Here is a 25,535-nt window from a genome sequence, read left to right on the forward strand (position 1 = left end):
GATAATGAACGAAGCTTTGGAGAATTTTCGTGCAAAATAAGTGGCCGTATAGTAGTTATCTCGAAGAAAATTCGAATCCAACCCAAATAAACGCGGATTTATTCTAGCCATGACTCTCGACTCGACAGACCTGCGAATCCTGCATCACCTGCAACAGGATGGCCGTATCAGCAATCAGGAATTGGCGGAGAAAGTCGCACTGTCGCCGTCGGCCTGTTTACGCCGTTTGCGGCTGCTGGAAAGTGAGGGAATCATCACCGGCTATCGCGCGGTGCTGAACGCCGAACGGCTGGGAATCGAGCTCGAAGCCATCGTCCATGTGTCATTGCGACAGGACGTCGAGGACTGGCACGAGACCTTCATCAAGAAGGTCCAATTGTGGCCGGAAGTGGTCACCGCCTACGTGATTACCGGGGCGAGCAACTATGTGCTGCGAGTCCAGGCGCGCAACCTGAAACATTTCTCGGACTTCATCGTCAATCAGCTGAACCGCACCGCTGGCGTCACCGATATCCGCTCGGAAATCGTCCTGCAGAAAATCAAGGAACGAGAAGAGTTGCTCGATCTGGTGGTACGCAAGTGAGTGTAGGAGCGAGCTTGCTCGCGATGCGGGTACCGCGGTGTATCCGAATGACCGCGGTGATGCTATCGCGAGCAAGCTCGCTCCCACATTGGATTTTCTTTGCCTCAAGCCCGTGCTCGCAGGTGATCAGCCCTGATCACCGCCACCCACAGGCAATGTCATACCGGTGATGTAAGAAGCCTCGTCCGAGGCCAGAAACAATATCGCCGCTGCCTGCTCATCGACCGTGCCGTAGCGCTTCATCAGGCTGCTGTCGCAGGTCTGTTCAACGATCTGCTGGTACCAGATTTTCTCTTGCGGCGTTTGTTCGGCACTGTTGCGCGGTATGCGCCGGGGCGGTGCTTCAGTACCGCCGGGGGCTGTGGCATTGACCCGGATTCCGCGCTCGGCGGTCTCGAAGGCCAGGCATGCCGTCAGCGCATTCACCCCGCCTTTGGCCGCGCCATAAGGCACACGGTTGATGCTGCGGGTGGCAATCGACGAGACGTTGACGATAGCCCCACTGCCCTGCTCCAGCATGTAGGGCAACGCGGCATGACAGCACCAGAGTGTCGGGAACAGCGAGCGTTGCACCTCGCTCATGATCTCATCCGGTTTGTAATGCTCGAACGGCTTGGCCCAGATCGTCCCGCCGACGTTGTTGATCAGAATATCCAGCCGACCGAAACGCTCGACAGCCTGGGCCATGACCCGGCCGCACTCTGCGTACTGCTCAAGATCGGCGGTCAGCGCCAGCACTTCGCTGCCGGCCGCAAGCTCATCGCGCAATTCGAAAATCAATTCAGAACGATCGACCACCACCAACCGCGCACCATCGGCCGCCATGCGCTCGGCGACCCGTCGGCCAATGCCCTGGGCTGCGCCGGTGATCAACGCGACCTTACCCTTGAAACGTAAACTGCTCATGTCATCTCCTCAACCATGGGATTGGACTCAGGCCGCGCTGGCAGCGAACTTCTCGTAGTAGAAGTTCGCCGGCGCAATGCCCTGTTCGGCCAGGTAACGGCTGACCCCATCGACCATCGGTGGTGGCCCGCAGAGGTAGACGTCGACATCACCGGCGTTGAGGTGCTGCGGTTCGATATGTTGGGTGACGTAGCCCTTGAGCGGATGGCCGCTGTCCGGATTGGCGACGCACGCACTGAAGCTGAAGTTTGGAATGCTCGCCGCGAACCCTTGCAGCCGCTCCATTTCCACCAAATCGTGGTCGTTGGTCACGCCGTAGATCAGGTGCAACGGATACTCACTGCCCTGCTCGGCGATTTTTTCCAGCATTGCCGTGAACGGCGCCAGCCCGGTCCCGCCCGCCAGCAACAACAACGGCCGACGAATTTCCCGCAAATAGAAAGAGCCCAACGGACCGGCCAGGTTGATCGAGTCGCCGGCCTTCGCAAGACCTGTGAGGAAACTGCTCATCAGCCCGCCCGGAACATTGCGGATCAGGAAACTGACCTCGCCCTCGCGCTGCAACGAGCTGAAGGAATAGGCGCGGGTCTGTTCGCTGCCGGGCACTTGCAGGTTGACGTATTGCCCCGGCAGGAACGCCAGTTTGCTCAGTGCCTCACCCTTGATCGACAGCGACAGGGTGCTGTCGGAGAGCTGGCGGATCTCGCTGATGGCGGCGTTGTAGTGGGTCTGCTGAGTGCGACAAACGTCCGAAGACACCGGTACTCGCACCACGCAGTCGCTTTGCGCGCGCATCTGGCAGGTCAGCACGTAACCCTGAGCGGCCTCATCCTCGCTGAGCGCATCCTCGATGTACTCTTCGCCCAGATCATAGCGACCGGCTTCAGCGAAACACTTGCAGGTACCGCAGGCGCCGTCACGGCAATCCAGCGGAATATTGATACCTTGACGATAGGCCGCGTCGGCGACGGTTTCGCCAGCATTGGCGGCGATGAAACGGGTCACCCCGTCTTCGAAATTCAATGCAATTTGATGGCTCATGGCAGCGGCCTCACAAATGGTAGATGTCGATGACCTGACGGACGTAATCGTTCTTCAGGATGACTTTCTTGGCCTTGATCAGTGGGGTTTCGCCGCGCACGTCGAGGGTGTAGAAACTGCTCCCGAAATAGCTGTCCACGGTCTTGTAGCGAAAGCTCAGGGTGTGCCAGTTGAAACGCACCTTGCACTGGCCATCGGCGACTTCCAGCAACTCGATATTGCTGATGTTGTGCGAGGTCCGGGTGTCCGGCACGCTGGCGCTGGAACGCTCGGTCTTGATACGGAAAACCCGGTCTTCCAGGCCACCACGGTTGCCGTACCAGATCAGCGAGATTTCTCGTTGCGGGTCTTCAGTCAGCTCGTCGTTGTCGTCCCAGGACGGCATCCAGAAACTCGCGTCAGAGGCGTACAGTTCCAGCCAGTTGTCCCAGTCCTTGTCGTCCAGGTAGCGCGCTTCGCGGTAGAGGAAGTCACGCACCGCGTCATGGGAAATACTCATCACACGGCCTCCACGGGGATCGTTTTCGATTGTTCGGCGGCCAGTGCCCTGAGCATGGTCTCCTGCCAGTACTTGTGTTGCAGCACGAACAGACCTTCATCTTCGGTGCGTACGCCGCTGAGCAGCGGGTGCAGATCGATTTCCTGTGCTGCCGGATCGGCGCCTTCGACCCAATGCATGGCGCCGCGCGACATGTCGTTCCAGCCTGCGCTGCCCTGATAACCCACCTGGCAGGAGCGGAACTCTTCCAGGTCATCGGGAGTAGCCATGCCGCTGACGTTGAAGAAATCCTCATACTGGCGAATGCGCTTGGAACGGGCGTCGTCGCTCTCGCCTTTCGGGGCGATGCAGTAGATGGTGATTTCGGTGCGATTCACCGAGATCGGCCGGGCGATGCGGATCTGCGAACTGAACTGATCCATCAGATAGACGTTGGGGTACAGGCAAAGGTTGCGTGAGTTCTCGATCATCCAGTCGGCGCGGGCCTGGCCGAAGTCCTGGGCCAGCTCATCGCGACGCTCGTACAACGGACGGTCTTCCGGGTTGGCCCAACGGGTCCAGAGCAGCATGTGGCCCTTGTCGAAGGAGTAGAAACCGCCGCCCTGCTTGGCCCAGCTGCCGGCACTCATGGTCGGATTGCAGTCACCGGCCTCGCGCTGCTTGCGCTGGCTCTGGGTGGCCGCGTAGTTCCAGTGCACGGAGCTGACGTGATAACCGTCGGCACCGTTCTCGGCCGTGAGTTTCCAGTTGCCTTCGTAGATGTAGCTGGATGAGCCGCGCAGCACTTCAAGGCCGTCGGCGGATTGATCGACGATCATGTCGATGATCTTCGCCGACTCGCCCAGATGCTCGGCCAGCGGCACTACATCGGCGTTCAGGCTGCCGAACAGAAAACCGCGATAGGACTCGAACCGCGCAACCTTGGTCAGGTCGTGGGAGCCTTCGCAGTTGAAACTCGACGGGTAGCCCGCTTCGGCCGGGTCCTTGACCTTGAGCAGCTTGCCGGAGTTGTTGAAGGTCCAGCCATGAAACGGGCAGGTATAGGACGCCCGGTTGCCGGTCTTGTGTCGGCAAAGCATCGCGCCGCGGTGACTGCAGGCGTTGATGAACGCATTGAGCACGCCATCCTTGTTCCGCGCGATAAAGATCGACTGGCGGCCCATGGTGGTGGTGTAGAAGTCGTTCTTGTTAGGGATCTGGCTCTCATGGGCCAGGTACAGCCAATTCCCTTCGAAGATGTGTTCCATTTCCAGGTCGAACAACCGCGGGTCAGTGAACATCTCTCGCTTGCAGCGATAGACGCCTTGTTCCGGGTCTTCTTCAAGCAGTGAATGAAGGTATTCAGGTCGCAAAGACATGGCCACAGCCCTCCGTTGTTTTTATTCAGGCGAGGCTCATGCTAGGGAGGTGGCGCAAACGGCAATATCCGTTGAGTGCAGATCGCTATCCGTTTTCTGCACTGGGGGGGGACGGGGATTTAGAGGGGGTGGAGCGCAGATTCAGTGACGACGTTTGAGGGTATCCGACGGCAGTTCGCCGAACTGCTGGCGATAGCTTTGCGAGAACCGTCCCAGGTGCAGGAAGCCATAGTCCATGGCCAGCTCCGTGACGTTGCGCACGTTGCAGGTCTCATCACTGAGACAGGCATGCACCCGCTCCAGCTTCTTCAGGCGAATGTAGTTATTCGGCGTGGTTTGGGCATGGCGCTCGAACAGCGAATACAGCGAACGCAGGCTCATGCAGGCCTGAAGCGCCAGTTCTTCACTGCAGATGTCCTGTTTCAGGTTCTGCTCGATGTAGTCGACGATGTGCTCGAAGGTGGCACCACGGGAGCTCAGATGGGCGCGACTGACGTTGGTTTTCATCAGGCTGAGCATCTTGCTCGCAACGATCTGGGCGTAATGCTCCTGGACCTGGAGCATGGGTTCGCCCGCTTCAGCTTCCATACAGACCATGGCCAGCAAATTGACGAAGCCTTCCAGCTCTCCCAGGCTGTAGCGATTCTGCATAAAGCGCACACCCGGCTCCGGGTATAACCAGCGCTGCTCCAGGCAGGCCGACTCCAGCAGGCTGGTCGGTACTTTCAGAATGAATTTTTCGCAGTCTGCGGAATAGGTCAGATCGACCGGGTCATCGGGATTGATCAGCAACAATTCGCCAGGCGCCAGGTAGTGTTCCTGATCACGCCCGCGCCACAGGGAATTGCCCCTGAGCAGCACTTGCAGGTGGTAGATGGTTTCCAGTGCCGGTGAGGTGACGTGAACGCTGCCGCCATAGCTGATGCGGCACAGGTCAAGGCTGGCGAATTTGCGATGATTGAGACTGGCCTGAGGGCTGGAGGCCCTGGGCAGATGGATGCAATGCACGCCGACATGCTGATTGACGTAACCGGACACCGCATAGGGGTCGGCACGCTCAAACACCATACTGCGCTCGCTCAGCAGACGACTTTCCATAACCGGTCACTCTTATTGTTCTTCAGCTGTGATTCTATGCCAGCCAACGCCGCGAACAACGCCGCGAGATAAACGGTCGGTTATCTCGCGGCTTTGCGGGCAATGGGCTGTCAGTCTTCCAGGGCGCGGACCCGCTCCATACGCTTCTGTTCAACCGGCTCGGCGGCGGACTGCAAGGTGAAGTCAAAGTCGATCTGCGCGAAACGCCCCTCGACACCCAGCTCGCGGGCCATCTCCTGATCTTCGCTGAAACGAATTTCGGCGATCAGCTCATCACGGGTCGCATAGGCGAAGTCGTCATGCAGGTACGGATCGCCGGACAGGTTGATCTGAGTGGTCAGGTGCCGATGGCCGGGCGCCGAAATGAAGAAGTGGATATGCGCCGGGCGCTGGCCGTGGCGGCCCAACTGATCCAGCAACTGCTGGGTCGGCCCGGTCGGTGGGCAGCCGTAGCCGGACGGCACGATACTGCGGAAGCGATAGTGTCCCTGGGCATCGGTCTCGATACGGCGGCGCAGGTTGAACTCCGACTGCGTGCCATCGAAGTAGGAGTAGGTGCCACCGGTGTTGGCTTGCCATACATCGACAATGGCGCCGGCCAACGGCTTGCCGTCGGTGTCGCGGACCTGGCCTTGCATGAACAACACGACGCCCGGATCCAGACCGTCATCGAGACGCGCTTCGTATTTGGAGAGCGGCGCACCGGCCACATACAGCGGCCCTTCGATGGTCCGTGGCGTACCGCCCGACTTGCCGGCCTGCTCGTCCTCGGCATCCATCAGCAGGTCCAGATAATGCTCAAGGCCTAAACCTGCCACGAGCAAACCGGCTTCCTGGTTTTTGCCCAGTTCGTTGAGGTAGTTGACCGCTTTCCAGAACTCTTCCGGGGTCACTTCCAGGTCTTCGATGATGTTTACCGAGTCACGCAGGATCCGGTAGATCAGCGCCTTGGCCCGTGGATTGCCACCCTCGTTGAGGTTACCGCTGGCTTCTTCGAGAAACTTCTGGACGCTGGCAGTGTGGGAAATTCTGACTGACATGATTTATTCCTCATCTTGTATTTATTAGGTTGGAGCACAAAGGTCATCTGGCCTAGCGGTCATCTTCGTGAATCGACGAAGGGTGCCGGCACAGTGCATTCACTTCGATGGCCATGTACGGATAGAGCGGCAGCTGCATCAGCAGATCATGCAGCTCCTGCACGCTGTCGACGTCGAATACGCTGTAGTTGGCGTAGAGCCCGGCGATCCGCCACAGGTGCCGCCACTTGCCTTGCTGTTGCAGGCGCTGGGCCAGGGCTTTTTCGTCAGCCTTGAGCTGCGCGGCGCGCTCGGGATTCATGTCGACCGGCAGGTTCACGGTCATTTTTACGTGGAACAACATGGTCTGATGTCCTCAGGCGTGTGAAGTGACAGGGGAAGATTTGTCGCGTCGGAAGAACGCCAGGCGCTCCTCGTCGAGGGTCAGGCCCAGGCCCGGCTCGTTCGACACATGCAGCTGAAAATCGCGATAGACCAGTGGTGCGGTGAGAATGTCCTCGGTCAGTAACAGCGGACCGAACAGCTCGGTATCCCACGTCAGTCTGGCCAGCGTCAGAAAGGCATGGGCCGACGCCAGCGTACCAATCCCGCCCTCGAGCATGGTGCCGCCGTACAGGCCGATCCCCGCCGCTTCGGCAATTGCAGCGGTGCGCAATACGGCACGCGGGCCACCGTTCTTGGCGATCTTCAGGGCAAACACCGAGGCCGCGCCTTCGCGGGCCAGATTGAAGGCGTCCTCGACACATTCGATGGACTCGTCGGCCATGATCGGTGCCGGGCTGGACAGGTTGAGCCGGGCCATCCCGCCACGGTTATTGCGCGAGATCGGTTGCTCGATCAGATCGATGCCGTTGTCGCCCAACACCTGGCAGGCTCGCAGGGCGACGGCTTCATCCCAGGCCTGATTGACGTCAACGCGGACGCTGGCGCGATCACCCAGGGCCTTTTTGATGGCAATGACATGGGCCAGATCCTGGCTCACTTCACCGGCGCCGATCTTCAGCTTGAAGATCCGGTGGCGGCGCAGATCGAGCATCTGTTCGGCTTCGGCAATGTCTTTTTCAGTGTTGCCACTGGCCAGGGTCCAGGCCACCGGCAGGGCATCACGGACACGCCCTCCCAACAACTCGCTGACCGGCAGGCCAAGGCGTTTGCCCTGGGCATCGAGCAACGCGGTTTCGATCCCCGATTTGGCGAAGGTGTTGCCGCGAATGCTGCGATCGAGCCGCAGCATGGCCGCGTTGATGTTGCAGGCATCCTGACCGATCAGCAGCGGTGCGAAGTGGCGATCGATATTGGTCTTGATACTGTCCGGACTTTCGTTGCCGTAGCTCAGGCCACCAATGGTGGTGGACTCGCCGATGCCTTCGATACCATCGGCGCAACGCAGGCGGATGATCACCAGGGTCTGGTTCTGCATCGTGTGCATCGCCAGCTTGTGCGGGCGGATAGTCGGAAGATCGACGATGATCGTCTCGATCGATTCAATGGCGCTAGCGTGCATGTCGATACCCGTCAGGTTCTTTGCTTGTTTTGCCCGATTCTGCCCCCCATTTTTTAGCCGTTCCAATATAGAATTGGTCTCGATCCATACCCCAAGGGTATGCAGCACACTGATCCGCACTCTTTGAGGAGTCCCCATGGAGCTTCGCCATCTGCGTTATTTCCAGGTCCTGGGGGAAACCCTCAACTTCACTCGTGCCGCCGAGCGTCTGCATATCGCTCAGCCGCCCCTCAGCCGACAGATTCAGCAACTGGAAGACGAGTTGGGCGTGGTGCTGCTGGAGCGCGGTCGCCCGCTGCGACTGACTGAAGCCGGACGGTATTTTTATGAACACTCCAACGTCTTGCTCGAGCAACTGGGCAAGGTCTGCGACAACACCCGTCGCATCGGCTTGGGCGAGAAGACCTGGCTGGGTATCGGTTTTGCCCCTTCGACCTTATACGGCATGCTGCCAGAGCTGATTCGCCGCTTGCGCAACAACGACGCCCTGGAGCTGGAACTGGGCTTGTCGGAGATGACCACCCTGCAACAGGTCCAGGCACTCAAGGCCGGCAGGATCGATGTCGGCTTCGGCCGCATCCGCATTGACGATCCGGCGATTCAGCAACGCGTACTGATCGAGGATCGGCTGGTCGCCGTCCTCCCCGCCGGTCACCCGCTGCTGGCCGGGCCGACGACGCTCGCCGAGTTGGCCAAGGAGCCTTTCGTGCTGTATCCGGGCAATCCCAGGCCGAGCTATGCCGACCATGTGATCGCGCTCTTCGATGCCCATGGGCTGAGTATCAAGGTGTCCCAGTGGACCAATGAGTTGCAGACCGCCATCGGTCTGGTCGCCGCCGGCATGGGCGTGACGCTGGTGCCGGCCTCGGTACAGGTGCTGCACCGCGCCGATATCGGCTACACCTCGTTGCTCGAAGCCACGGCCACCTCGCCGATCATTCTCAGTCGCCGTGTCGCCGACCAGTCGCCAGGCCTCAATCACTGCCTGCAACTGATTGAAGAGTTGCTGATTCAAGCCTAGACGCCGGGATATTCAGAGCCCACGCATGCGCCGGGCTTCGTTACGCTGCACGGTCATGCTCGGGGATTCGTCGAACAACTTGCGGTACTCGGCGGAAAACCGCCCAAGGTGCGTGAAGCCCCAGCCCATGGCGATCTCGGAGATATTGCGCGCCGAGCCATGCTCGAGGATTTCCTGACGCACAGCATTCAACCGGTATTTTTTCAGGTAGACCATCGGCGACAGCGCGAAGTACTTCTTGAACGCCTCGAACAACTTGAAACGCGAGACGCCGGCCGCAGCTTCGATGTCCTCCAGATGCAACGCTTCGCGGGCGTTGTCGTGAATGTACTGCTTGGCCCTGATCAGATAATGCGGCAGCTTGACCCCCAACACGTCCCGCAGCTCCTCGGAATAATTGTTCGGCTGGGCGAGGATCAAACCTTTGATCAAAGAGCTTTCGATGTCCCGAGTGAAGGCCACCTGCTCGTACAGTTCACTGCTGCGTTCCAGCTCGGCAATGAAATAACGCGCCATGCGCCACCATGAGGCCGAGGCCCCGTCGACCGCATCCATCACCGACTCGAAACGCAGCGGCGCATCCAGCGGGCGCTGCAGCATCCCCTCCAGGGACTCACTCATGGCGACTCGAGTGATCACCACCTGGACTTTGCGACAGTCGCCGGAGATCGCCAGCACCTGGCTTTCATTCGGGGAAATGATCACCCCTTGATCGCGGTTGGACTTCAATAGGGTGCCGTTCTTGCTCAGTTCCTGCTCGCCCACCAAAGGCAAACTCAGGCTGTAACTGCTGAAGTGCTCGGCGTCTTCGATATCGATAGTGACATCAGTGCCATATTCGATGGTGCCCAGGGTCGTGGCCATCGACTTGAACACATTGGCGCTGTGATGAAAGCGGATCCGCTCGGGGGTCGAGGTCTGGAGCCGGTGCGGGCCGCAGATACCGGACATCCAGTGCCTCGCACCCTCAAGGTCATAGCGATCGATACGAATGTCGCGAAACTGCGGATCAGCTTTGCTACTCATCACGGCGCACCCACGGCAATATTTTTTTGCGCGCTCTAACGGCGCGTATCAGGCTTGAAAAGAGCAAGTTCCACGCCACAAGACGACCCAGCCAACCCAGTGGATAGCGATCACCGACTAAGCGGATAAAGCATCCGTCTTGAAGCGCAGGCAAGCCATCGAACAGCGTTCGACACACCGCAAAACAGTACCTGATTGCTGCAAACGGGTGCAGCCGTTCATCGACTGGTGCACCGCTTTGAGTATTAGCTGCCCAGCGCAAAGCCCGGGTGTTACCCCAGGTTAAAACCGTCCCCGTAGCAGCTGCCGAAGGCTGCGTTCGAGCGCGCAGCGGTCGTGTTGTAGGGTCTGCAACCGCACTCTTTCAGGGAAACCCTACATACCGACTTTACGACCGCTTCGCGGCCGAACGCAGCCTTCGGCAGCTGCTACGGGATCAGCGCGTCAATTGCCCACGAACTTTATGGACTGCCTTCGCCGACAAACCGGATAGACCCCTGCCCGCCCCACTCTCTCTAATGAGCGTACCGATTGGCCCGAATAAAAAAGGTACACGCCCATGAGTGGTGCAAAAAGCGTCGAACAGTGGAAAGAGTTTATCGAGGGCTGCCTGGACTTCCGTCCGGCAGACGGCGTGTTCCGGATTGCCCGGGATATTTTTACCGAGCCGCAGCTGTTCGATCTGGAGATGGAGCTGATCTTCGAGAAGAACTGGATCTACGCCTGCCACGAAAGTGAGCTGGCCAACAATCACGACTTCATCACCATGCGTGCCGGCCGCCAGCCAATGATCATTACCCGCGACGGCGACGGTCAGCTCAACGCGCTGATCAATGCCTGCCAGCATCGCGGCACGACATTGACCCGTGTCGGCAAGGGCAACCAGTCGACATTCACCTGCCCGTTCCACGCCTGGTGCTACAAAAGCGACGGACGCCTGGTCAAGGTCAAGGCTCCCGGCGAATACCCGGAAGGTTTCGACAAAGCCACTCGCGGCCTGAAAAAAGCTCGCATCCAGAGCTACAAGGGCTTTGTGTTCATCAGCCTGGACGTGCACGGCGAAAACAGCCTTGAAGATTTCCTCGGCGATGCCAAGGTGTTCTTCGACATGATGGTCGCCCAGTCGCCAACCGGTGAGCTGGAAGTGCTGCCCGGCAAGTCCGCCTACACCTACGACGGCAACTGGAAACTGCAGAACGAAAACGGTCTGGACGGCTATCACGTCAGCACGGTTCACTATAACTACGTGGCCACCGTGCAGCATCGCCAGCAGGTCAACAGCGAGAACGGCACCAGCGCTGGCGACACGCTTGACTACAGCAAGCTGGGCGCCGGCGATGCCAATACCGATGACGGCTGGTTCGCCTTCAATAATGGTCATAGCGTGCTGTTCAGCGACATGCCGAACCCGGCAGTGCGCTCCGGCTACGCCACGATCATGCCGCGCTTGATCGAAGAGCATGGCCAGGAAAAAGCCGAATGGATGATGCATCGCCTGCGCAACCTGAACATCTATCCCAGCCTGTTTTTCCTCGATCAGATCAGTTCGCAACTGCGCATCATCCGCCCGGTAGCCTGGAACAAGACTGAAATCATCAGCCAGTGCCTGGGCGTCAAGCACGAGTCGGACGCGGATCGGGAGAACCGGATTCGTCAATTCGAAGACTTCTTCAACGTTTCCGGACTCGGCACCCCGGATGACCTGGTGGAGTTCCGCGAAGCCCAGCGTGGTTTCCAGGCGCGCCTGGAGCGCTGGAGCGATATTTCTCGCGGCAGTCACCAATGGGCGACCGGCGCCACCCCCAACAGTGAGTCGATTGGCATACTGCCGGCAATGACGGGCACCGAATTCACCCACGAAGGGCTTTACGTCAACCAGCACAGCAACTGGCAGAAATTTCTGCTCGATGGTCTGGAAGCGAAATCCTTGAAGCTGCGTGAGGTGTGAACATGAATCAGCAATTGCAGTACCAGATCGAGCAATTTTTCTATCGCAAGTCCGAACTGTGCGACGCCAAGGACTGGGACGCCTATATCAAACTGTTCGACGAACACAGTGAATTCCACCTGCCGCAATGGGACTCGGAACACGTCTACACCCTCGACCCCAAGCGCGAAATGTCACTGATCTACTACCCCAACCGCTCAGGCCTGGAGGACCGGGTGTTTCGCCTGCGTACAGGCAAGGCCGCCTCCGCGACGCCGATGCCACGCACGCTGCACCTGATCAACAACGTGCGCATCAGTGAACTTGAGGGCGGTGACCTGGAGGTGCGTCTGAACTGGCACACCCTGTTCTATCGCCTGGCCACTTCCGAGCAGTTTTACGGGAACGCGACCTATCGCCTCAAGCCCCGTGAAGACAGCTGGGTCATTACCCGCAAGCACGTCCTGCTGCTCAACGACACCATCAACTCGGTGCTCGATTTCTACCACCTCTGAATCCATGGAGACCGGGGCATGAATCACAAGGTCGCGTTCAGCTTTGCCGACGGCAAAACGTTGTTTTTTCCCGTACAACCCAATGAAATACTGCTCGACGCCGCTCTGCGCAACGGCATCAATATTCCCCTGGATTGCCGCGAGGGCGTCTGCGGAACCTGCCAGGGCCGCTGCGAATCGGGCGACTACAGCCAGGATTATGTGGACGAGGAAGCCCTTTCCAGCCAGGACCTGCAACAACGCAAAATGCTCACCTGCCAGACTCGGGTGAAATCCGATGCCACGTTTTACTTCGACTTCGCCTCTAGCCTGTGCAATGCATCAGGCCCGGACCAGCTCACCGGTACGGTCACCGAAGTCAGGCAGGTCTCGGCCAGCACCGCGATCTTGCACCTGGATATGGGCACGGCAGGCCAGCCACTGGATTTCCTGCCGGGCCAATACGCCCGACTGCTGATCCCGGGTACCCAGAGCAAACGCTCCTACTCGTTCGCCAACCGACCGAACAGCAGCAATCACCTGCAGTTCCTGATTCGCCTGCTGCCCGACGGAGTCATGAGCAACTACATCCGTGAACGCTGCCAGGTCGGCGACGAAATCGGGCTGCAAGCGCCGCTGGGGGCTTTCTATCTTCGCCACATCGCCAAACCGCTGATCCTGGTCGCCGGTGGCACCGGGCTATCGGCACTGCTCGGCATGCTCGACGAGATTGCCGAGCGTGGTTGCGAGCAGCCCGTGCATTTGTACTACGGTGTGCGGGACGCCGCCGATCTGTGCGAAAGCGCGCGCATTGAGGCCTATGCCGAACGCATTCCAGGGTTTCGCTACACCGAGGTGGTCAGTGATCCATCGCCGGAATGGGAGGGAAAGCGCGGCTACATTGCCGAGCATTTCGACACCAGCGAACTGCGCGACGCGACAGTCGACATGTACGTTTGCGGGCCACCGCCGATGGTCGAATCGATCAAGACCTGGTTGCAGGCCCAAACCCTGGACAACGTTCATCTGTATTACGAAAAATTTACCGAGAGTAATGCCTGAGCCCTTAAAATGAGCGCAATTGAATAAACTGACGCATTCAAACCAAGCCTGACCATTACAACTAAAAGGAAACACGATGGCGGATGACATCTTGCAACAGGGTGAGCTCAAGCGGGGGTTGAAAAATCGTCATATTCAGCTGATCGCATTGGGCGGAGCGATTGGCACCGGACTGTTTCTGGGCTCCGCCGGCGTGCTCAAGTCGGCCGGGCCGTCGATGATCCTCGGCTATGCGATTGCCGGGTTTATCGCCTTTCTGATCATGCGTCAGCTGGGAGAGATGATCGTCGAGGAACCCGTGGCGGGCTCCTTCAGCCACTTTGCCCACAATTACTGGGGCGGTTTTGCCGGTTTCCTGTCCGGCTGGAACTACTGGGTGCTGTATGTGCTGGTGGGCATGGCGGAGCTGACGGCCGTTGGCAAATACGTGCAGTTCTGGTGGCCCGAGGTGCCGACCTGGATCAGTGCGGCGGTGTTCTTCGTATTGGTTAACCTGATCAACACGATGAACGTCAAAATCTTCGGCGAAATGGAGTTCTGGTTCGCGATCATCAAGGTCGTGGCGATCATCGGCATGATTGCCCTGGGCTGTTACATGCTGGTCAGCGGCACCGGCGGCCCGCAGGCCTCGGTGAGCAACCTGTGGAGCCATGGCGGCTTCTTCCCCAATGGCACCAACGGTTTGCTGATGGCGATGGCGTTCATCATGTTTTCATTCGGCGGCCTGGAGCTGGTCGGCATCACCGCCGCTGAAGCCAGCGAGCCGAGGAAGATCATTCCCAAGGCGATCAATCAGGTGGTTTACCGCGTATTGATCTTCTACGTCGGTGCGCTCACCGTGCTGCTGTCGCTGTACCCATGGGACCAACTGCTACAGACATTGGGCGCTTCCGGCGATGCCTACAGCGGCAGTCCGTTTGTGCAAATTTTCGCCTTGATCGGCAGCAACACCGCGGCGCAAATCCTCAATTTTGTGGTGCTCACCGCGGCGCTCTCGGTCTACAACAGCGGCGTCTACTGCAACAGCCGTATGCTCTACGGCCTGGCGGAACAGGGCGATGCCCCCAAGGCGCTGATGAAGCTGAACAAACAGGGCGTACCGTTACTGGCGCTGGGTATCTCCGCGTTGATCACCATGTTGTGCGTGCTGGTCAACTATGTCGCCCCGCATGAAGCGCTTGAGTTGCTGTTCGCGCTGGTGGTCGCCTCGTTGATGATCAACTGGGCGCTGATCAGCCTGACTCACCTGAAGTTTCGCAAGGTCATGGGCCAACGCGGCATCGTGCCAGGCTTCAAAGCATTCTGGTCGCCTTACACCAATTACCTGTGCCTGGCCTTCATGGCCGTGATCATTTACGTGATGCTGTTGATTCCAGGGGTACGTGCGTCGGTCTACGCCATCCCGGTCTGGGTGCTGATCCTGTTCGTGTGCTACCGAATTCGGTTAGCCAGGACTCGCTCGTTGTCGGTCGCTCAATAGCCTTCAACCAGACGATAAAAAGCCCCGGCATTCGGTGAATGCCGGGGCTTCTTTTATTGTGGGTCAGAGGGTCGAACGCACTCGCCACAACTCCGGAAACAATACCGTGTCGAGCATCTTGCGAAGATAGCCGACGCCTTCAGTGCCGCCTGTGCCCGGTTGAAAACCAATGATCCGCTCAACGGTCGTGACATGCCGGAAGCGCCATTGACGGAACGAGTCTTCCAGGTCGATCAGCTTCTCCGCCAACTGGTAGAGATCCCAATACCGCGAAGGATCGGTGTACACCACACGCCAGGCGGCTTCGACCGAGGCGTCATGAACGGTCGGGTTGGCCGGGTCGCGCTCGAAGCGCTGCGGATCAATCGCCAATCCTGCGCTGACCATCAACCGAATCGCTTCGTCATACAACGAAGGCGTGGCAATCGCCTTTTCAAGCTCTGCCAACAACTCGGGACGGTGAGCATGCGGACGCAATAGCGTTGCACTCTTGTTGCCCAGAATGAATTCGATCTCGCGGTATTGAAACGACTGAAAGCCCGATGACTGGCCCAGAAATGGCCGGATCGCGTGATACTCGGTGGGGGTCATGGTCGCCAGCACCGTCCAGGCATGCACCAGCTGATCGAAGATCCGCGAGACCCGCGCCAGCATCTTGAACGCCGGCGGCAGCTCACCCAGCCTGACGTGTTCGCGGGCGGCCTTGAGCTCATGCAGCATCAGCTTCATCCACAGCTCGGACGTCTGATGCTGGATGATGAACAGCATCTCGTTATGGTCCGGGGACAAGGGATGCTGGGCGCTGAGAATCTTGCCCAGGTCCAGGTAGTCGCCATAGCTCATGGTGTCGGAAAAATTCAGTTCGGCGTTATGCCATTCATCTGTCTGGCTGGCCGGCGAATAGGGACATTGGCTCATCGAACAGACTCCTCACGTTGCAGTGGATTGAGTGGACGCAGGACCGCCCTGACCGGACTGGCATCCAGGTTGGCAAAGCGCAGCGGCAAAGCGATCAATTCATAGTCCCCTTCCGGGACGTCATCGAGCACGATGCCTTCCAGGATAGCCATGCCATGCCGGGCCACCGCATTGTGCGCATCCATGGTTTTGGATTGTTGAGGGTCCAGTGACGGCGTATCGATACCGATCAACCGCACGCCCAGGCTTGCCAGCAGGTCGACGGTTTCTTTGGCGACAGCGGTGAAGTCCGGATCCCAGGAGGTTAGCGGCGCTTGTCGATAGGTGCGCAGCAGGACGCGTTCAGGCAGGTCTTGCAAGCGACCTTCAAGCTGTTCAGGGTGCACCAGCCGGCCGCTGTCCAGGCAATGCAACACGCGGCACGGACCGATATAGACATCCAGCGGCACATCGCCAATGGCTGCTCCGTCAGCGCTGTAATGCAGCGGCGCATCGACATGGGCACCCGTGTGAGGAGACAGAGTGATGCGCCCGACATTCACCGGGCACTCTGGCCCGAACTTCCAGACGCGCTCTTCTTGAAAAGGTGTATCACCCGGCCAGGTGGGTGTAGCGGTGCTCAAGGGCGGACTTATATCCCACCATGACATTGTTTCTTTCATTGCGAAGCTCTCGGCCTGTTCTGAAGTGAATGATACGAGTGATACCTGTGAATATTCTTGCGAAATCCTTCGGGAACGCCCAAGTATTTCGCACATATTGCTAAGAATCAGGCGTTTACCGGGCAGAAATTTCAATCAGCGAAATCGACTTCCGAACGGTTCATTCAAACGCCTGCTTCCATCCTTCGAGCATTACAACGATGCTCGAAGGCCACTGCGTTTCTGGATAGCTCAGTGTCGAGTACAGACAACTGACGCCTCGCCAAGCCCTATAGGGTGCGACTTCAGTTCTCCCTACCGTCCGGAGTCATCATGTCCAAACCGATTACCGTCCTGCGCGATACTCACCCGTTGCCAGTGCTCGATGCCTGCAAATGGGAAAAACTCGAAGGCGACCCGCACACCGTCAACCTCAACGCCTACACCAGCGAAGACGGCAGCAAGATCATGGGCACCTGGATCTGCACACCGGGCAAATGGCGAGTTGAGTACGTGAAGTGGGAGTACTGCCATTTTCAGGAAGGCTACTGCGTGATCACCCCGGACGGCATGGCGCCGATCCATCTGCGGGCGGGTGATATTTTCGTCGTGGAGCCGGGGATGACAGGCACTTGGGAAGTGGTCGAGACAGTGCGCAAGTATTTCGTGTTTGCCTGAACCTGACACGAATATTTGTGGCGAGAGATCGCCGCTTCGAAAAAAACCGAGAGCCCACCCGACGTGGGCTCTCGGAAAACCCCTTACTGGGGTTTGCGATAGCTGTTGATGATCGCCGAGAAGTCCTTGTCCCCTTCCCCACGCTGACTCATCGCCTGATACAACTGCTGGGCCACCGCGCCGAGCACCACCGGTTGGTGTGCCTGACGCGCCGCTTCAGTGGCCAGGCCCAGATCCTTGAGCATCAGCTCGGCATGGAAACCGCCGGTATAACCGCGCGACGCCGGCGCCGTTTCGACAATGCCTGGCCATGGGTTGTACATCTCCGAACTCCAGCAACGCCCGGTCGAACTGTTGATGACTCCGGCCAGCACCTGGGTGTCGATCCCCAATGCGTCGCCCAACGCCATGGCTTCGCTGACACCGACCATGGAAATCCCCAGCAGCAGGTTGTTGCAGATCTTGGCAATTTGCCCGGTGCCGACTTCACCGCAACGAACGATGTTGCGGCCCATTTGCGCCAGCACCGGTTGCAGGATGGCGAACAATTCCGGCGTAGCGCCAACCATGAAAGTCAGAGTCCCAGCCTGTGCACCGCCGGTACCACCGGATACCGGTGCATCGGCCATGGCCACGCCTTGCTTGGCCGCAGCAGCCGCCACATCGCGGGCGGTCTGCGGGTCGATGGTGCTGCAATCCACCGCCGGAACACCCTTGGCAATCCCGGCCAATACGCCGTCTTCATCCAGCCAGACGCTACGTACATGGGCAGCCGCCGGCAACATGGTGATGACCAGTTCGCTGCCTTGAGCCGCTTCACGAGGTGAAGTGCTGATGGTGCCACCCAACTGTGCCAGTTCGGCGAGCACGGTCTGATTCAGGTCAAACAGGTTCAGATCGTGGCCGGCCTTGATCAGGTTGCGCGCCATCGGCGCGCCCATGTTGCCCAGACCGATAAATGCAATTTTCATGTTCTTCTCCTCGATCAGCGCAAGTGAATGGTGGTGTTCACACCATCGTTCACGCTGTCATCGTCGAACCAGCGACTGGTGACCGTCTTGGTCTGAGTGTAGAACTGAACCACTTGTTTGCCGTACGGACCGAGGTCACCGAGCTTGGAGCCACGCGAACCGGTGAAGCTGAAGAATGGGACCGGCACTGGAATCGGGATGTTGATCCCGACCTGACCGACATCGATCTCGTTCTGGAATTTACGTGCCGCCGCGCCGCTCTGGGTGAACAGACCGGTGCCGTTACCGAACGGGTTGCTGTTGACCAAGGCGATCGCTTGATCAAGGGTGTCGACTTCCATCACCACCAGCACAGGGCCGAAGATTTCCTGGGTGTAGATCTGCATCTCGGGGGTCACGCCAGAGAACAGGGTCGGGCCAATAAAGTTGCCCTGTTCGAACCCCGGAACCTTGATGTCACGGCCATCGAGTTCCAGCTTCGCGCCTTCCTTGATACCGCTTTCGATCAGGCCCAGAACGCGCGCCTTGGCCTTCTTGGAGATCACCGGGCCAACATCGGTACCCGGCTCGCTGCCGGCATTCACTTTGAGTTTTTGCGCCAGTGCCTTGAGGTCCGGCAGCCATTGCCTGGCCGCGCCTACCATCACCACGACTGAAGTGGCCATGCAACGCTGACCGGCCGCACCGAAACCGGCGCCGACCAAGGCGTTGAGGGCTTGTTCGCGATTGGCATCGGGCAGCACCACCGCGTGGTTTTTTGCGCCCATCATCGACTGCACACGCTTGCCGTGTTTGCCGGCCAGATCGTAGACGTGAGTACCGACCGCGGTCGAACCGACAAACGACACGGCTTTGATGTCTTTGTGGGTGCACAGCGCATCCACTACATCCTTGCCGCCGTGCACCACGTTAAGCACGCCCGGCGGAATCCCGGCTTCCAGCGCCAGCTCCACCAGCAACATGGTCGACATCGGGTCCTGCTCGGAAGGCTTGAGGACGAAGGTGTTGCCGCAGGCGATCGCCATCGGGAACATCCACAGTGGAATCATCGCCGGGAAGTTGAACGGGGTAATCCCGGCGCAGACGCCGATTGGCTGGCGCAGGGTGTAGGTATCGACACCACCGGCGACGTTCTCGGCAAACTCGCCCATCTGCAAACTGCCGATGGAGCACGCGTGTTCGACCACTTCCAGACCACGGAAAATATCACCTTCAGCGTCAGCGATGGTCTTGCCCTGCTCGGCACTGAGCACTACCGCAATGCGTTTGGAGTGTTCACGAATCAACGCTTGAAGCTTGAGCATGATGCGCATCCGCGCGCCGATCGGCGTCAGCTTCCAGGTCTGGAAGGCGCGATGGGCGGCGCTGATGGCGGCGTCGACTTCAGCGGCGGTAGCGAACGGGACTTTGGCCAGCACTTGCTGGGTGGCCGGGTTGACGATGTCGTGCCACTCGGTGGTCTGCGACTCGACCCATTCGCCGTCGATCAGCAGCTTGACCCGTTGCAGGGTGGTTTCGTCTGGCGTGAGAGATACGTTCATGATGGTCTCCTGGCTTCTTGTTATTGAAGTGGGTTGCTGTGCAGGGAGCCAAGGCGTTTTGTCGCCTTGAAATGAGGCGGTGTCCCGAGTTGGTTGTCGGACTGTTTTTGGAGTATAGATGTGCAAACTTCTAATAAGAACGCACATAAAAGCCGGTCTAACATGCAAAAAAACATCACGTCTTTGGGCTCATTGAACTGGGACGACCTTAAGTTTTTCCTCGAGGTCGCCCGTACTCGCAAGGCCAGCACCGCCGCCAAACGCCTGGCGGTGGACTACACCACCGTGTCGCGGCGCATCAGCTCACTGGAAGGGGCGCTGGGCACGTTGCTGTTCGAGAAGTCGCGGACCAACGGCTTTGTGCTGACCGCCGAAGGTCAGCGCTTGCTGGGTTACGCCGAGTCGATCGAAAGCACGCTGCACATGGCCTGCGAGCAGGTCTCGGGCTCTGGCGTGGCGCTGTCGGGTCATGTGCGCATGGGCTGCACTGAAGGGTTCGGCAGCTTCTTTATCACCCCGCAGCTGAGCCATTTCGTCGACACCTACCCGGCGATTTCGGTGGACATCCTGCCGCTGCCACACTTCATCAGCCTGTCCAAGCGTGAGGCGGATATCGTCATCGCTCTGGAACGCCCGGAACACGGCCCGTACGTGTGCTGCAAACTCTGCGACTACCGTTTGCAGCTGTATGCGACCCAGGATTATCTCGACAAACACCCACCGATCCGCCGCCCGACAGACTTGGGTAAACACCAGTTCATCAGCTATGTCGACGATCTGGCGTTCAGCTCGGAGCTGCTTTACCTGGCCAACGTACTGCCCGGCGCCAGCGCCAACCTGCGCAGCACCAGCGTGATCGCTCAGTATGTCGCCGCGCAGCAGGGCCGCTCGCTGGCGATTCTGCCGTGCTTCCTCGCCGCGCAGGACCCGCGTCTGCTGCCGGTGCTGCCGGAGGAAATCAACATCACCCGGCAGTTCTGGATGTACTGCCGCGAGGATCTGCGCAAGCTCAAGCGGATTACCTTGTTGTGGGATTACATCCGCAGCGTGACCGAGCAGAATCAACACTTGTTGATGGGCGAAACCCGCTCGATGGTGTTCGCGGACTAATCCGCGCTCACTACAATCGACGCTCGACGGTTTTCGGTACGCCCCCAACCGTATCGTTAGACGCTACAGCTTTAGCGCCTGGTTTGAACATGGGCGACAGGGTGCTCCGCCCCCGCGGTGTACTGCCCGCCTCGGGAAAGGCGTTTGGCTTGACACATTGCCCCAGCGGCAGCATCGAGCAGGGTGCCTGGAGTAACGCCATGATCGGGATAGATGGCAATCCCGATACTGAGTGAGGTCAAGATTGAGGTATTGCCCGGCAACGGGATCGGCATGTCCATGCTGGCAATGATCTTGTCGGCAATGCGCTCGGCGTCCTCGTACTTGTGCAGGGGCGTCAGCAGAATGGCAAATTCGTCGCCGCCCAGACGCGCGACAAGGTCATCGTCGCGTAACTGCGCTCTGACCCGCGTCGCAACGGCAACCAATACCGCATCACCGGCTGCGTGCCCAAAATTATCGTTGATGCCTTTAAACCGGTCACCGTCGAGAAACAACACCGCGACCCGCTCATCGAGCTTGTTCGCACTGCGCAATGCGCGGATCAGCCGGCCCTCGAAAAACGCCCGATTCGGCAGGCCGGTGAGGCTGTCATGACTGGCCTGGTGGGCCAGCGTTTCGTTTTCGTTTTGCAGATTCGTTTGCCAGGCTTCCATTTCATCGAGCAAGGCATTGAAGTCGTTACCCAGATTATTCAGCTCGACAATCTCGGCCGGTGGCACGCGCTGATCGAAAGCTCGCTCGCTGCGGGCAGCATGGGCCACACTGGCCAGACCGCGCAGCGGGCCGATGACCCCACGAAGCTTACGTCGTGCCAGATGCAGGGCAACCCAGGCACTCAGGGCGGTGCACAACACAATGCCGGCCAGACCACTGAGCAGAAAACGCAACAGGCTGCCGCCATGACCGGTGAGCAGGATGCTGCCGATTTCCCGCCCCTGATGGAGGATCGGCAGGGTGATCGGTTTTCCCAGAAAGGTCTGGGCTATCTGCGCTTCTAACTCAGAGAGCAACCCGGTTGCCGGTCGCTGCCAACGCGCCAGCAACCGCCCGTTCTCGCCGAAAACCTGCGCGTCTGCCACCTCTTCCATGGAGGCGATCAACGCCAACGCTTCAGTCACCGCGACCTTGTCGTCGAACTCCACTGCAGCTTCCACGGTGTAGTTGATCGAGCGAGCAATCAGATGCAGGTTGTGATCGGCATAAACGCGCAAGGCCAGCCCCCCAAGCAGGGTCAAGGAAATGCTGGCCAGGCCCACCGCTACCAACGCGACGATCAAATGCCCGCGGCCAATGACCGAGCGCAAGGTCGGAGGGTTATCGAGCTTGAATAAACTCATGGGCCCGCTATGCCGGTCGGCGTTTCTGGCGGAGCAAAAGCGAGGGAGGTCAACAAACAGAGAATGGTCGACAGCAGTAACTGCCTCCAGCCAGAAATGCGTTCTGTCGTCGCGTCCATGCTCGGATTCTCGATGATCGTTACAAGGTGATGCCGCAACGATAGCATAGCCAGTGAAATGCTCACGAAACAGCATTTATAGATAGGTGCCTAATTGTTTAGAGAAACATGAAGTAACGATTTGAGCTTTCCTATTCTTCCCAGCCTCGCGTCCTGCCTACCATCGACACCAACGTGACCTGTGGCCGCCAAGCGGCCGTAATAATAATAAAAGCTGACAGCGATGCAGTGAGAAAGGATCCCCAGAGATCCGGCTCATGAAAACCTTTTACTACTGCCATAACAGCCCGATTCGGTCATGTGCCGCCTCGAGCCTTGAGTAGTTGAAGGAATCGCGGAGGTTCACCAATGAAACTGGAAATATTCCGTACCCTCTGGGGCTATACCGCAAGCAAGGCTCAGGCTCTCGATGAGTTACTGAAAGCCGGCTTCGACGGCATGGAGGCCCGCCTGCCGCTTGATGTCAGTGAGCGAGCCGAGTTCGGCGCCTTTCTACGGGCCAATCGACTCGGTTACATCAGCACGGTTTTTACCGCCTATGACGTGTTGCCGGAACAATCCGCGCCGCCCACCGAACACCTTCTTGATCTGGACAAAAAACTCGCCTGGGCCGCCGAGCTCAATCCTCGCTTCGTCAATGTTCTGGCCGGCAATGACCGCTGGCCACTGGCGCAGCAGGTGGAGTTCTTCGGCCAGGCCATGACGCTTGCGCGCAAGCACGGGCAAGTCTGCAGCTTCGAAACCCACCGTTCACGCTCACTGTTCAACCCCTGGCTGACCCTTGAGTTGATCCGGCAGCTGCCCGACTTGCTGTTCACCAGCGATATCAGCCATTGGGTCGTCACCTGCGAACGCTTGTTGAATGACCCGGCGGATGACCTGAGTGCCTTCGTCGAACGCGTGCACCATATCCAGGCCCGGGTCGGGTATGACCAGGGTCCACAGGTTCCCCATCCCGCGGCCCCCGAGTACGCCCGGGAACTGGCCTTCCATCAACAGCACTGGGAAGCCATCTGGCGCTCCCAACAGGCTCGTGGCTATCAGGTCAGTACCCTGACGCCAGAGTTCGGCGCCGACGGCTATTTGCATCACCTGCCCTTCACCAATGTGCCGGTTGCCGACCTGTGGTCGCTGAATGTCTGGATGGCTAGAACAGAGCGCGAACACTTCGATCGCTTCAACCACTCAACTCTCTCGTGAGGTTTTGCGTCATGCCTGAGAAGATCAATAACAGCCCGGCCCAAGCTAACTTCAAAAGCATTCCGGTGGTGGATATCGCCGGTTTGTTCAGCATCGAACGGGAACATCGCCTGGCCGTCGCTGAACAGCTCGGGGTGGCCGCCAGTGAGGTCGGCTTTCTCTACATCACCAGCCACGGCATTGAGCCGCAGCTGATCGCCAACTTGCGCCAGGCAGCCAGGGACTATTTCGATCAGCCCTTCGCAACCAAGATGCAGCACTACATCGGCGCCTCGCAGACTCATAAAGGTTATGTCCCGGAAGGCGAAGAGGTTTACGCCAAGGGCAAACCGGATCACAAAGAAGCCTTCGATATCGGCTTCGAAGTCCCGGTAAACGACCCGCTGGTGCTGGCCAACACCCCGCTGCTCGGGCCAAATGAATGGCCGCTGCTGCCAGGTTTCAAGGAAGCAGTGCAGGCCTACTACGCTGCGATCTTCGACCTCGGTCGACGGCTGTTCGGTGGCTTCGCCCTGGCATTGGGCCTGGAGGAAGACTATTTCGACAGCATGGTCACCCGACCGCCCTCAAAGCTGCGGTTGATCCACTATCCCTTCGACGACGCGGTCCAGGATGCACCCGGTATTGGTGCGCACACCGACTATGAGTGCTTCACCATTTTGCTGGCTGACAAACCGGGGCTGGAGGTGATGAACAACCTAGGCCAATGGATCGATGCGCCGCCCGTTCCAGACGCTTTCGTGGTGAACATCGGCGACATGCTCGAAGTCATGACCGCGGGTGCGTTCGTCGCTACCGCGCACCGTGTGCGCACAGTCAGTGAAGAGCGCTACTCCTTCCCGCTGTTCTACGCCTGCGACTTCCATACCCAGATCAAACCGCTGCCCGGCTTTGCCAAAACCGAGCACGAGTACGAGCAAATCACCATTGGTGAACACATGTACGGCCAAGCCTTGCAGACATACCAATACCTGCGCAAGCGGGTAGAAAATGGCGAGATCCAGCTTCCAGAAAAGGCCCGCAAGCCGTCGAGCTTCGGACATTTGAAAAACCAGGCGCAGCCTTCCTGAAACCCTGTCGTCGGCCACTACTTCCCTACCCTGGAGTCACCGAACATGTTCACTAAAAACACCGCATCCTGCCTGACCCTGCTTGCCGCCGGCCTGCTTTGCGCCACCGCCAGCTTTGCCACAACCACCGCGACACCGGGCCAGTTAAAAATCGGCATGGAAATCACCTACCCGCCGTTCGAATCCTATGACAGCCAGAAGAATATTGTCGGCTCCGATCCGGAACTGGCTCAGGCCCTGGCCAAGCAGATGCAAGCCAAGGCAGAGTTCGTCGATACCAAGTTCCCTAATCTGATTTCCGGCCTGAACTCCGGGCACTATGACGCGATTATCTCCGGCATGTACATCACGCCCGAGCGTCAGACTCAAGCCATGACCATTGGCTACGCCGTGACTGGCGCGGCAATCATGGCGCCGAAAGACAGCGGTCTGAATGCGCAAACCCCTGAGGACCTCTGCGGCCTGAAAGTCGGCCTGGAACAAGGCACCACCTGGGTCGCTCAATTGAAGAAACTCTCCACCGAATATTGTGTGCCGAACAACAAGGGCGCCATCACTGTCAGCGAGTTCCCGTCGGCACCGGAAGTGACCCAGGCCCTGCTGTCGAAAAACATCCAGGCCCAGATGGAAATCGCCGGCGCGGCGAAGATGATCGCCGAGCACACCAGTGGCCGCGTAGTGGTCACCAGCGAGCATCTGGTCTATCCGCAAACCCTCGGCATCTTCGTCAAGAAAGGCAACAACGACACCTATCAGGCGCTGCTCAAAGCGTTTGATGAAGCCAAAAAAAGCGGTGATTACGCGGCTATCCTGAAGAAGTACAACCTGGAAGAAGCGTCTAACTAAGGCTACGCCCCTTCGCGAGCACGCGCCTACAAAAACACCGCTCCCCATGCGGGAGCGGCTTA

At 58.8% G+C, this 25,535-nt stretch carries 25 protein-coding genes; 11 read left to right on the forward strand and 14 right to left on the reverse strand.

All coding sequences use genetic code 11. The features are described 5' to 3' along the window. The first annotated feature begins 109 nt into the window (after positions 1-109). The gene (locus tag AC07VR_RS28405) at positions 110-583 is read left to right on the forward strand and encodes an Lrp/AsnC family transcriptional regulator (RefSeq protein WP_419118732.1); all 474 of its coding nucleotides are present in this window, start codon (positions 110-112) and stop codon (positions 581-583) included. Positions 584-709: 126 nt separating this feature from the next. Here AC07VR_RS28405 and AC07VR_RS28410 read toward each other — a convergent pair whose 3' ends face one another. The 8 genes from AC07VR_RS28410 to AC07VR_RS28445 form a co-directional block, all read right to left on the reverse strand. Continuing rightward, positions 710-1,489: a 1,6-dihydroxycyclohexa-2,4-diene-1-carboxylate dehydrogenase gene (locus tag AC07VR_RS28410; protein ID WP_495013234.1), complete on the reverse strand. Its 780-nt coding sequence runs from the start codon at positions 1,487-1,489 to the stop codon at positions 710-712. A 27-nt stretch (positions 1,490-1,516) separates the two neighbouring features. Next, positions 1,517-2,530 carry a benzoate 1,2-dioxygenase electron transfer component BenC gene (benC, locus tag AC07VR_RS28415; protein WP_495013235.1) on the reverse strand — a complete coding sequence of 338 codons (1,014 nt, stop codon included), beginning with the start codon at positions 2,528-2,530 and terminating at the stop codon, positions 1,517-1,519. Positions 2,531-2,540: 10 nt separating this feature from the next. Beyond that, entirely contained in the window at positions 2,541-3,029 is a 489-nt protein-coding gene (benB, locus tag AC07VR_RS28420) for a benzoate 1,2-dioxygenase small subunit (RefSeq protein ID WP_494995436.1), read from the reverse strand. Next, positions 3,029-4,387, reverse strand: coding sequence for a benzoate 1,2-dioxygenase large subunit (gene benA, locus AC07VR_RS28425; RefSeq protein WP_494995437.1), 1,359 nt, complete (start codon positions 4,385-4,387; stop codon positions 3,029-3,031). The genes benB and benA overlap by 1 nt, the downstream gene beginning before the upstream one ends. A 141-nt stretch (positions 4,388-4,528) precedes the next feature. Continuing rightward, positions 4,529-5,485, reverse strand: coding sequence for an AraC family transcriptional regulator (locus tag AC07VR_RS28430; RefSeq protein ID WP_495013236.1), 957 nt, complete (start codon positions 5,483-5,485; stop codon positions 4,529-4,531). A gap of 110 nt (positions 5,486-5,595) precedes the next feature. Next, positions 5,596-6,525 (reverse strand): catechol 1,2-dioxygenase, encoded by a 930-nt coding sequence (catA, locus tag AC07VR_RS28435; protein ID WP_494995439.1) that lies wholly within the window; start codon positions 6,523-6,525, stop codon positions 5,596-5,598. A gap of 52 nt (positions 6,526-6,577) precedes the next feature. Beyond that, on the reverse strand, positions 6,578-6,868 hold the full coding sequence (gene catC, locus AC07VR_RS28440) for a muconolactone Delta-isomerase (protein WP_419118739.1): 291 nt from the start codon (positions 6,866-6,868) through the stop codon (positions 6,578-6,580). A 12-nt stretch (positions 6,869-6,880) separates the two neighbouring features. Further along, the gene (locus AC07VR_RS28445; RefSeq protein ID WP_495013237.1) at positions 6,881-8,029 is read right to left on the reverse strand and encodes a muconate cycloisomerase family protein; all 1,149 of its coding nucleotides are present in this window, start codon (positions 8,027-8,029) and stop codon (positions 6,881-6,883) included. Positions 8,030-8,165: 136 nt separating this feature from the next. On the opposite strand from AC07VR_RS28445, the gene AC07VR_RS28450 reads away from it, so the two are divergent. Next, entirely contained in the window at positions 8,166-9,050 is an 885-nt protein-coding gene (locus AC07VR_RS28450; protein ID WP_494995441.1) for a LysR family transcriptional regulator, read from the forward strand. Between the two features lie 12 nt (positions 9,051-9,062). Here the strand turns inward: AC07VR_RS28450 and AC07VR_RS28455 are convergent, their stop codons facing one another. Beyond that, positions 9,063-10,076, reverse strand: a complete 1,014-nt coding sequence (locus tag AC07VR_RS28455) for an AraC family transcriptional regulator (protein WP_494995442.1) — start codon at positions 10,074-10,076, stop codon at positions 9,063-9,065. A 559-nt stretch (positions 10,077-10,635) separates the two neighbouring features. Between AC07VR_RS28455 and antA the strand changes: the two genes are divergently transcribed. From antA to AC07VR_RS28475, 4 genes are all read left to right on the forward strand, one after another. Then, the gene (gene antA, locus AC07VR_RS28460; protein ID WP_495013238.1) at positions 10,636-12,024 is read left to right on the forward strand and encodes an anthranilate 1,2-dioxygenase large subunit; all 1,389 of its coding nucleotides are present in this window, start codon (positions 10,636-10,638) and stop codon (positions 12,022-12,024) included. Positions 12,025-12,026: 2 nt separating this feature from the next. Beyond that, positions 12,027-12,518, forward strand: coding sequence for an anthranilate 1,2-dioxygenase small subunit (gene antB / locus AC07VR_RS28465; protein WP_495013239.1), 492 nt, complete (start codon positions 12,027-12,029; stop codon positions 12,516-12,518). An 18-nt stretch (positions 12,519-12,536) separates the two neighbouring features. Beyond that, positions 12,537-13,559, forward strand: coding sequence for an anthranilate 1,2-dioxygenase electron transfer component AntC (gene antC, locus AC07VR_RS28470; RefSeq protein ID WP_495013240.1), 1,023 nt, complete (start codon positions 12,537-12,539; stop codon positions 13,557-13,559). A gap of 76 nt (positions 13,560-13,635) precedes the next feature. Further along, entirely contained in the window at positions 13,636-15,039 is a 1,404-nt protein-coding gene (locus AC07VR_RS28475; RefSeq protein WP_494995446.1) for an amino acid permease, read from the forward strand. Positions 15,040-15,102: 63 nt separating this feature from the next. Here the strand turns inward: AC07VR_RS28475 and kynA are convergent, their stop codons facing one another. After that, the gene (gene kynA, locus AC07VR_RS28480) at positions 15,103-15,957 is read right to left on the reverse strand and encodes a tryptophan 2,3-dioxygenase (RefSeq protein WP_495013241.1); all 855 of its coding nucleotides are present in this window, start codon (positions 15,955-15,957) and stop codon (positions 15,103-15,105) included. Further along, positions 15,954-16,619: an arylformamidase gene (gene kynB / locus AC07VR_RS28485; RefSeq protein WP_495013242.1), complete on the reverse strand. Its 666-nt coding sequence runs from the start codon at positions 16,617-16,619 to the stop codon at positions 15,954-15,956. The genes kynA and kynB overlap by 4 nt, the downstream gene beginning before the upstream one ends. A 312-nt stretch (positions 16,620-16,931) precedes the next feature. Between kynB and AC07VR_RS28490 the strand changes: the two genes are divergently transcribed. Then, a complete protein-coding gene (locus tag AC07VR_RS28490; RefSeq protein WP_494995449.1) occupies positions 16,932-17,276 on the forward strand; it encodes a cupin domain-containing protein in 345 nt (114 codons plus the stop codon). A gap of 83 nt (positions 17,277-17,359) precedes the next feature. Here the strand turns inward: AC07VR_RS28490 and mmsB are convergent, their stop codons facing one another. After that, positions 17,360-18,247, reverse strand: coding sequence for a 3-hydroxyisobutyrate dehydrogenase (mmsB, locus tag AC07VR_RS28495; RefSeq protein WP_495013243.1), 888 nt, complete (start codon positions 18,245-18,247; stop codon positions 17,360-17,362). A gap of 14 nt (positions 18,248-18,261) precedes the next feature. Next, positions 18,262-19,788, reverse strand: coding sequence for a CoA-acylating methylmalonate-semialdehyde dehydrogenase (locus AC07VR_RS28500; protein ID WP_494995451.1), 1,527 nt, complete (start codon positions 19,786-19,788; stop codon positions 18,262-18,264). A gap of 162 nt (positions 19,789-19,950) precedes the next feature. Here AC07VR_RS28500 and AC07VR_RS28505 point away from each other — a divergent pair, with 162 nt between their 5' ends. Further along, complete coding sequence (locus AC07VR_RS28505) at positions 19,951-20,898, forward strand: LysR family transcriptional regulator (protein ID WP_495013244.1); 948 nt, start codon at positions 19,951-19,953, stop codon at positions 20,896-20,898. A 71-nt stretch (positions 20,899-20,969) separates the two neighbouring features. Here the strand turns inward: AC07VR_RS28505 and dgcN are convergent, their stop codons facing one another. Then, complete coding sequence (gene dgcN, locus AC07VR_RS28510; protein WP_495013245.1) at positions 20,970-22,238, reverse strand: diguanylate cyclase DgcN/YfiN; 1,269 nt, start codon at positions 22,236-22,238, stop codon at positions 20,970-20,972. Positions 22,239-22,705: 467 nt separating this feature from the next. Here dgcN and AC07VR_RS28515 point away from each other — a divergent pair, with 467 nt between their 5' ends. From AC07VR_RS28515 to AC07VR_RS28525, 3 genes are read left to right on the forward strand one after another with little or no spacing between them, the layout of a single operon-like run. After that, the gene (locus AC07VR_RS28515; protein WP_494995461.1) at positions 22,706-23,557 is read left to right on the forward strand and encodes a sugar phosphate isomerase/epimerase family protein; all 852 of its coding nucleotides are present in this window, start codon (positions 22,706-22,708) and stop codon (positions 23,555-23,557) included. Between the two features lie 11 nt (positions 23,558-23,568). Next, positions 23,569-24,627: an isopenicillin N synthase family dioxygenase gene (locus tag AC07VR_RS28520; RefSeq protein WP_494995462.1), complete on the forward strand. Its 1,059-nt coding sequence runs from the start codon at positions 23,569-23,571 to the stop codon at positions 24,625-24,627. A gap of 45 nt (positions 24,628-24,672) precedes the next feature. Then, positions 24,673-25,473, forward strand: a complete 801-nt coding sequence (locus AC07VR_RS28525; RefSeq protein WP_494995463.1) for an ABC transporter substrate-binding protein — start codon at positions 24,673-24,675, stop codon at positions 25,471-25,473. The last annotated feature ends 62 nt before the right edge of the window (positions 25,474-25,535 follow it).

Source organism: Pseudomonas sp. GW821-FHT02H09, from assembly GCF_059421425.1.

Bases quoted from the DNA above. Each gene is read 5' to 3' on its own strand.
- AC07VR_RS28430 (WP_495013236.1), bottom strand. From the start codon at position 5,485: ATGGAAAGTCGTCTGCTGAGCGAGCGCAGTATGGTGTTTGAGCGTGCC.
- AC07VR_RS28450 (WP_494995441.1), top strand. From the start codon at position 8,166: ATGGAGCTTCGCCATCTGCGTTATTTCCAGGTCCTGGGGGAAACCCTC.
- AC07VR_RS28525 (WP_494995463.1), top strand. From the start codon at position 24,673: ATGTTCACTAAAAACACCGCATCCTGCCTGACCCTGCTTGCCGCCGGC.
- benB (WP_494995436.1), bottom strand. From the start codon at position 3,029: ATGAGTATTTCCCATGACGCGGTGCGTGACTTCCTCTACCGCGAAGCG.
- AC07VR_RS28455 (WP_494995442.1), bottom strand. From the start codon at position 10,076: ATGAGTAGCAAAGCTGATCCGCAGTTTCGCGACATTCGTATCGATCGC.
- antC (WP_495013240.1), top strand. From the start codon at position 12,537: ATGAATCACAAGGTCGCGTTCAGCTTTGCCGACGGCAAAACGTTGTTT.
- AC07VR_RS28500 (WP_494995451.1), bottom strand. From the start codon at position 19,788: ATGAACGTATCTCTCACGCCAGACGAAACCACCCTGCAACGGGTCAAG.
- catC (WP_419118739.1), bottom strand. From the start codon at position 6,868: ATGTTGTTCCACGTAAAAATGACCGTGAACCTGCCGGTCGACATGAAT.
- benA (WP_494995437.1), bottom strand. From the start codon at position 4,387: ATGTCTTTGCGACCTGAATACCTTCATTCACTGCTTGAAGAAGACCCG.
- mmsB (WP_495013243.1), bottom strand. From the start codon at position 18,247: ATGAAAATTGCATTTATCGGTCTGGGCAACATGGGCGCGCCGATGGCG.
- AC07VR_RS28520 (WP_494995462.1), top strand. From the start codon at position 23,569: ATGCCTGAGAAGATCAATAACAGCCCGGCCCAAGCTAACTTCAAAAGC.
- benC (WP_495013235.1), bottom strand. From the start codon at position 2,530: ATGAGCCATCAAATTGCATTGAATTTCGAAGACGGGGTGACCCGTTTC.
- AC07VR_RS28475 (WP_494995446.1), top strand. From the start codon at position 13,636: ATGGCGGATGACATCTTGCAACAGGGTGAGCTCAAGCGGGGGTTGAAA.
- kynB (WP_495013242.1), bottom strand. From the start codon at position 16,619: ATGAAAGAAACAATGTCATGGTGGGATATAAGTCCGCCCTTGAGCACC.
- dgcN (WP_495013245.1), bottom strand. From the start codon at position 22,238: ATGAGTTTATTCAAGCTCGATAACCCTCCGACCTTGCGCTCGGTCATT.
- antA (WP_495013238.1), top strand. From the start codon at position 10,636: ATGAGTGGTGCAAAAAGCGTCGAACAGTGGAAAGAGTTTATCGAGGGC.
- kynA (WP_495013241.1), bottom strand. From the start codon at position 15,957: ATGAGCCAATGTCCCTATTCGCCGGCCAGCCAGACAGATGAATGGCAT.
- AC07VR_RS28490 (WP_494995449.1), top strand. From the start codon at position 16,932: ATGTCCAAACCGATTACCGTCCTGCGCGATACTCACCCGTTGCCAGTG.
- AC07VR_RS28505 (WP_495013244.1), top strand. From the start codon at position 19,951: ATGCAAAAAAACATCACGTCTTTGGGCTCATTGAACTGGGACGACCTT.
- AC07VR_RS28515 (WP_494995461.1), top strand. From the start codon at position 22,706: ATGAAACTGGAAATATTCCGTACCCTCTGGGGCTATACCGCAAGCAAG.
- AC07VR_RS28445 (WP_495013237.1), bottom strand. From the start codon at position 8,029: ATGCACGCTAGCGCCATTGAATCGATCGAGACGATCATCGTCGATCTT.
- antB (WP_495013239.1), top strand. From the start codon at position 12,027: ATGAATCAGCAATTGCAGTACCAGATCGAGCAATTTTTCTATCGCAAG.
- AC07VR_RS28410 (WP_495013234.1), bottom strand. From the start codon at position 1,489: ATGAGCAGTTTACGTTTCAAGGGTAAGGTCGCGTTGATCACCGGCGCA.
- catA (WP_494995439.1), bottom strand. From the start codon at position 6,525: ATGTCAGTCAGAATTTCCCACACTGCCAGCGTCCAGAAGTTTCTCGAA.
- AC07VR_RS28405 (WP_419118732.1), top strand. From the start codon at position 110: ATGACTCTCGACTCGACAGACCTGCGAATCCTGCATCACCTGCAACAG.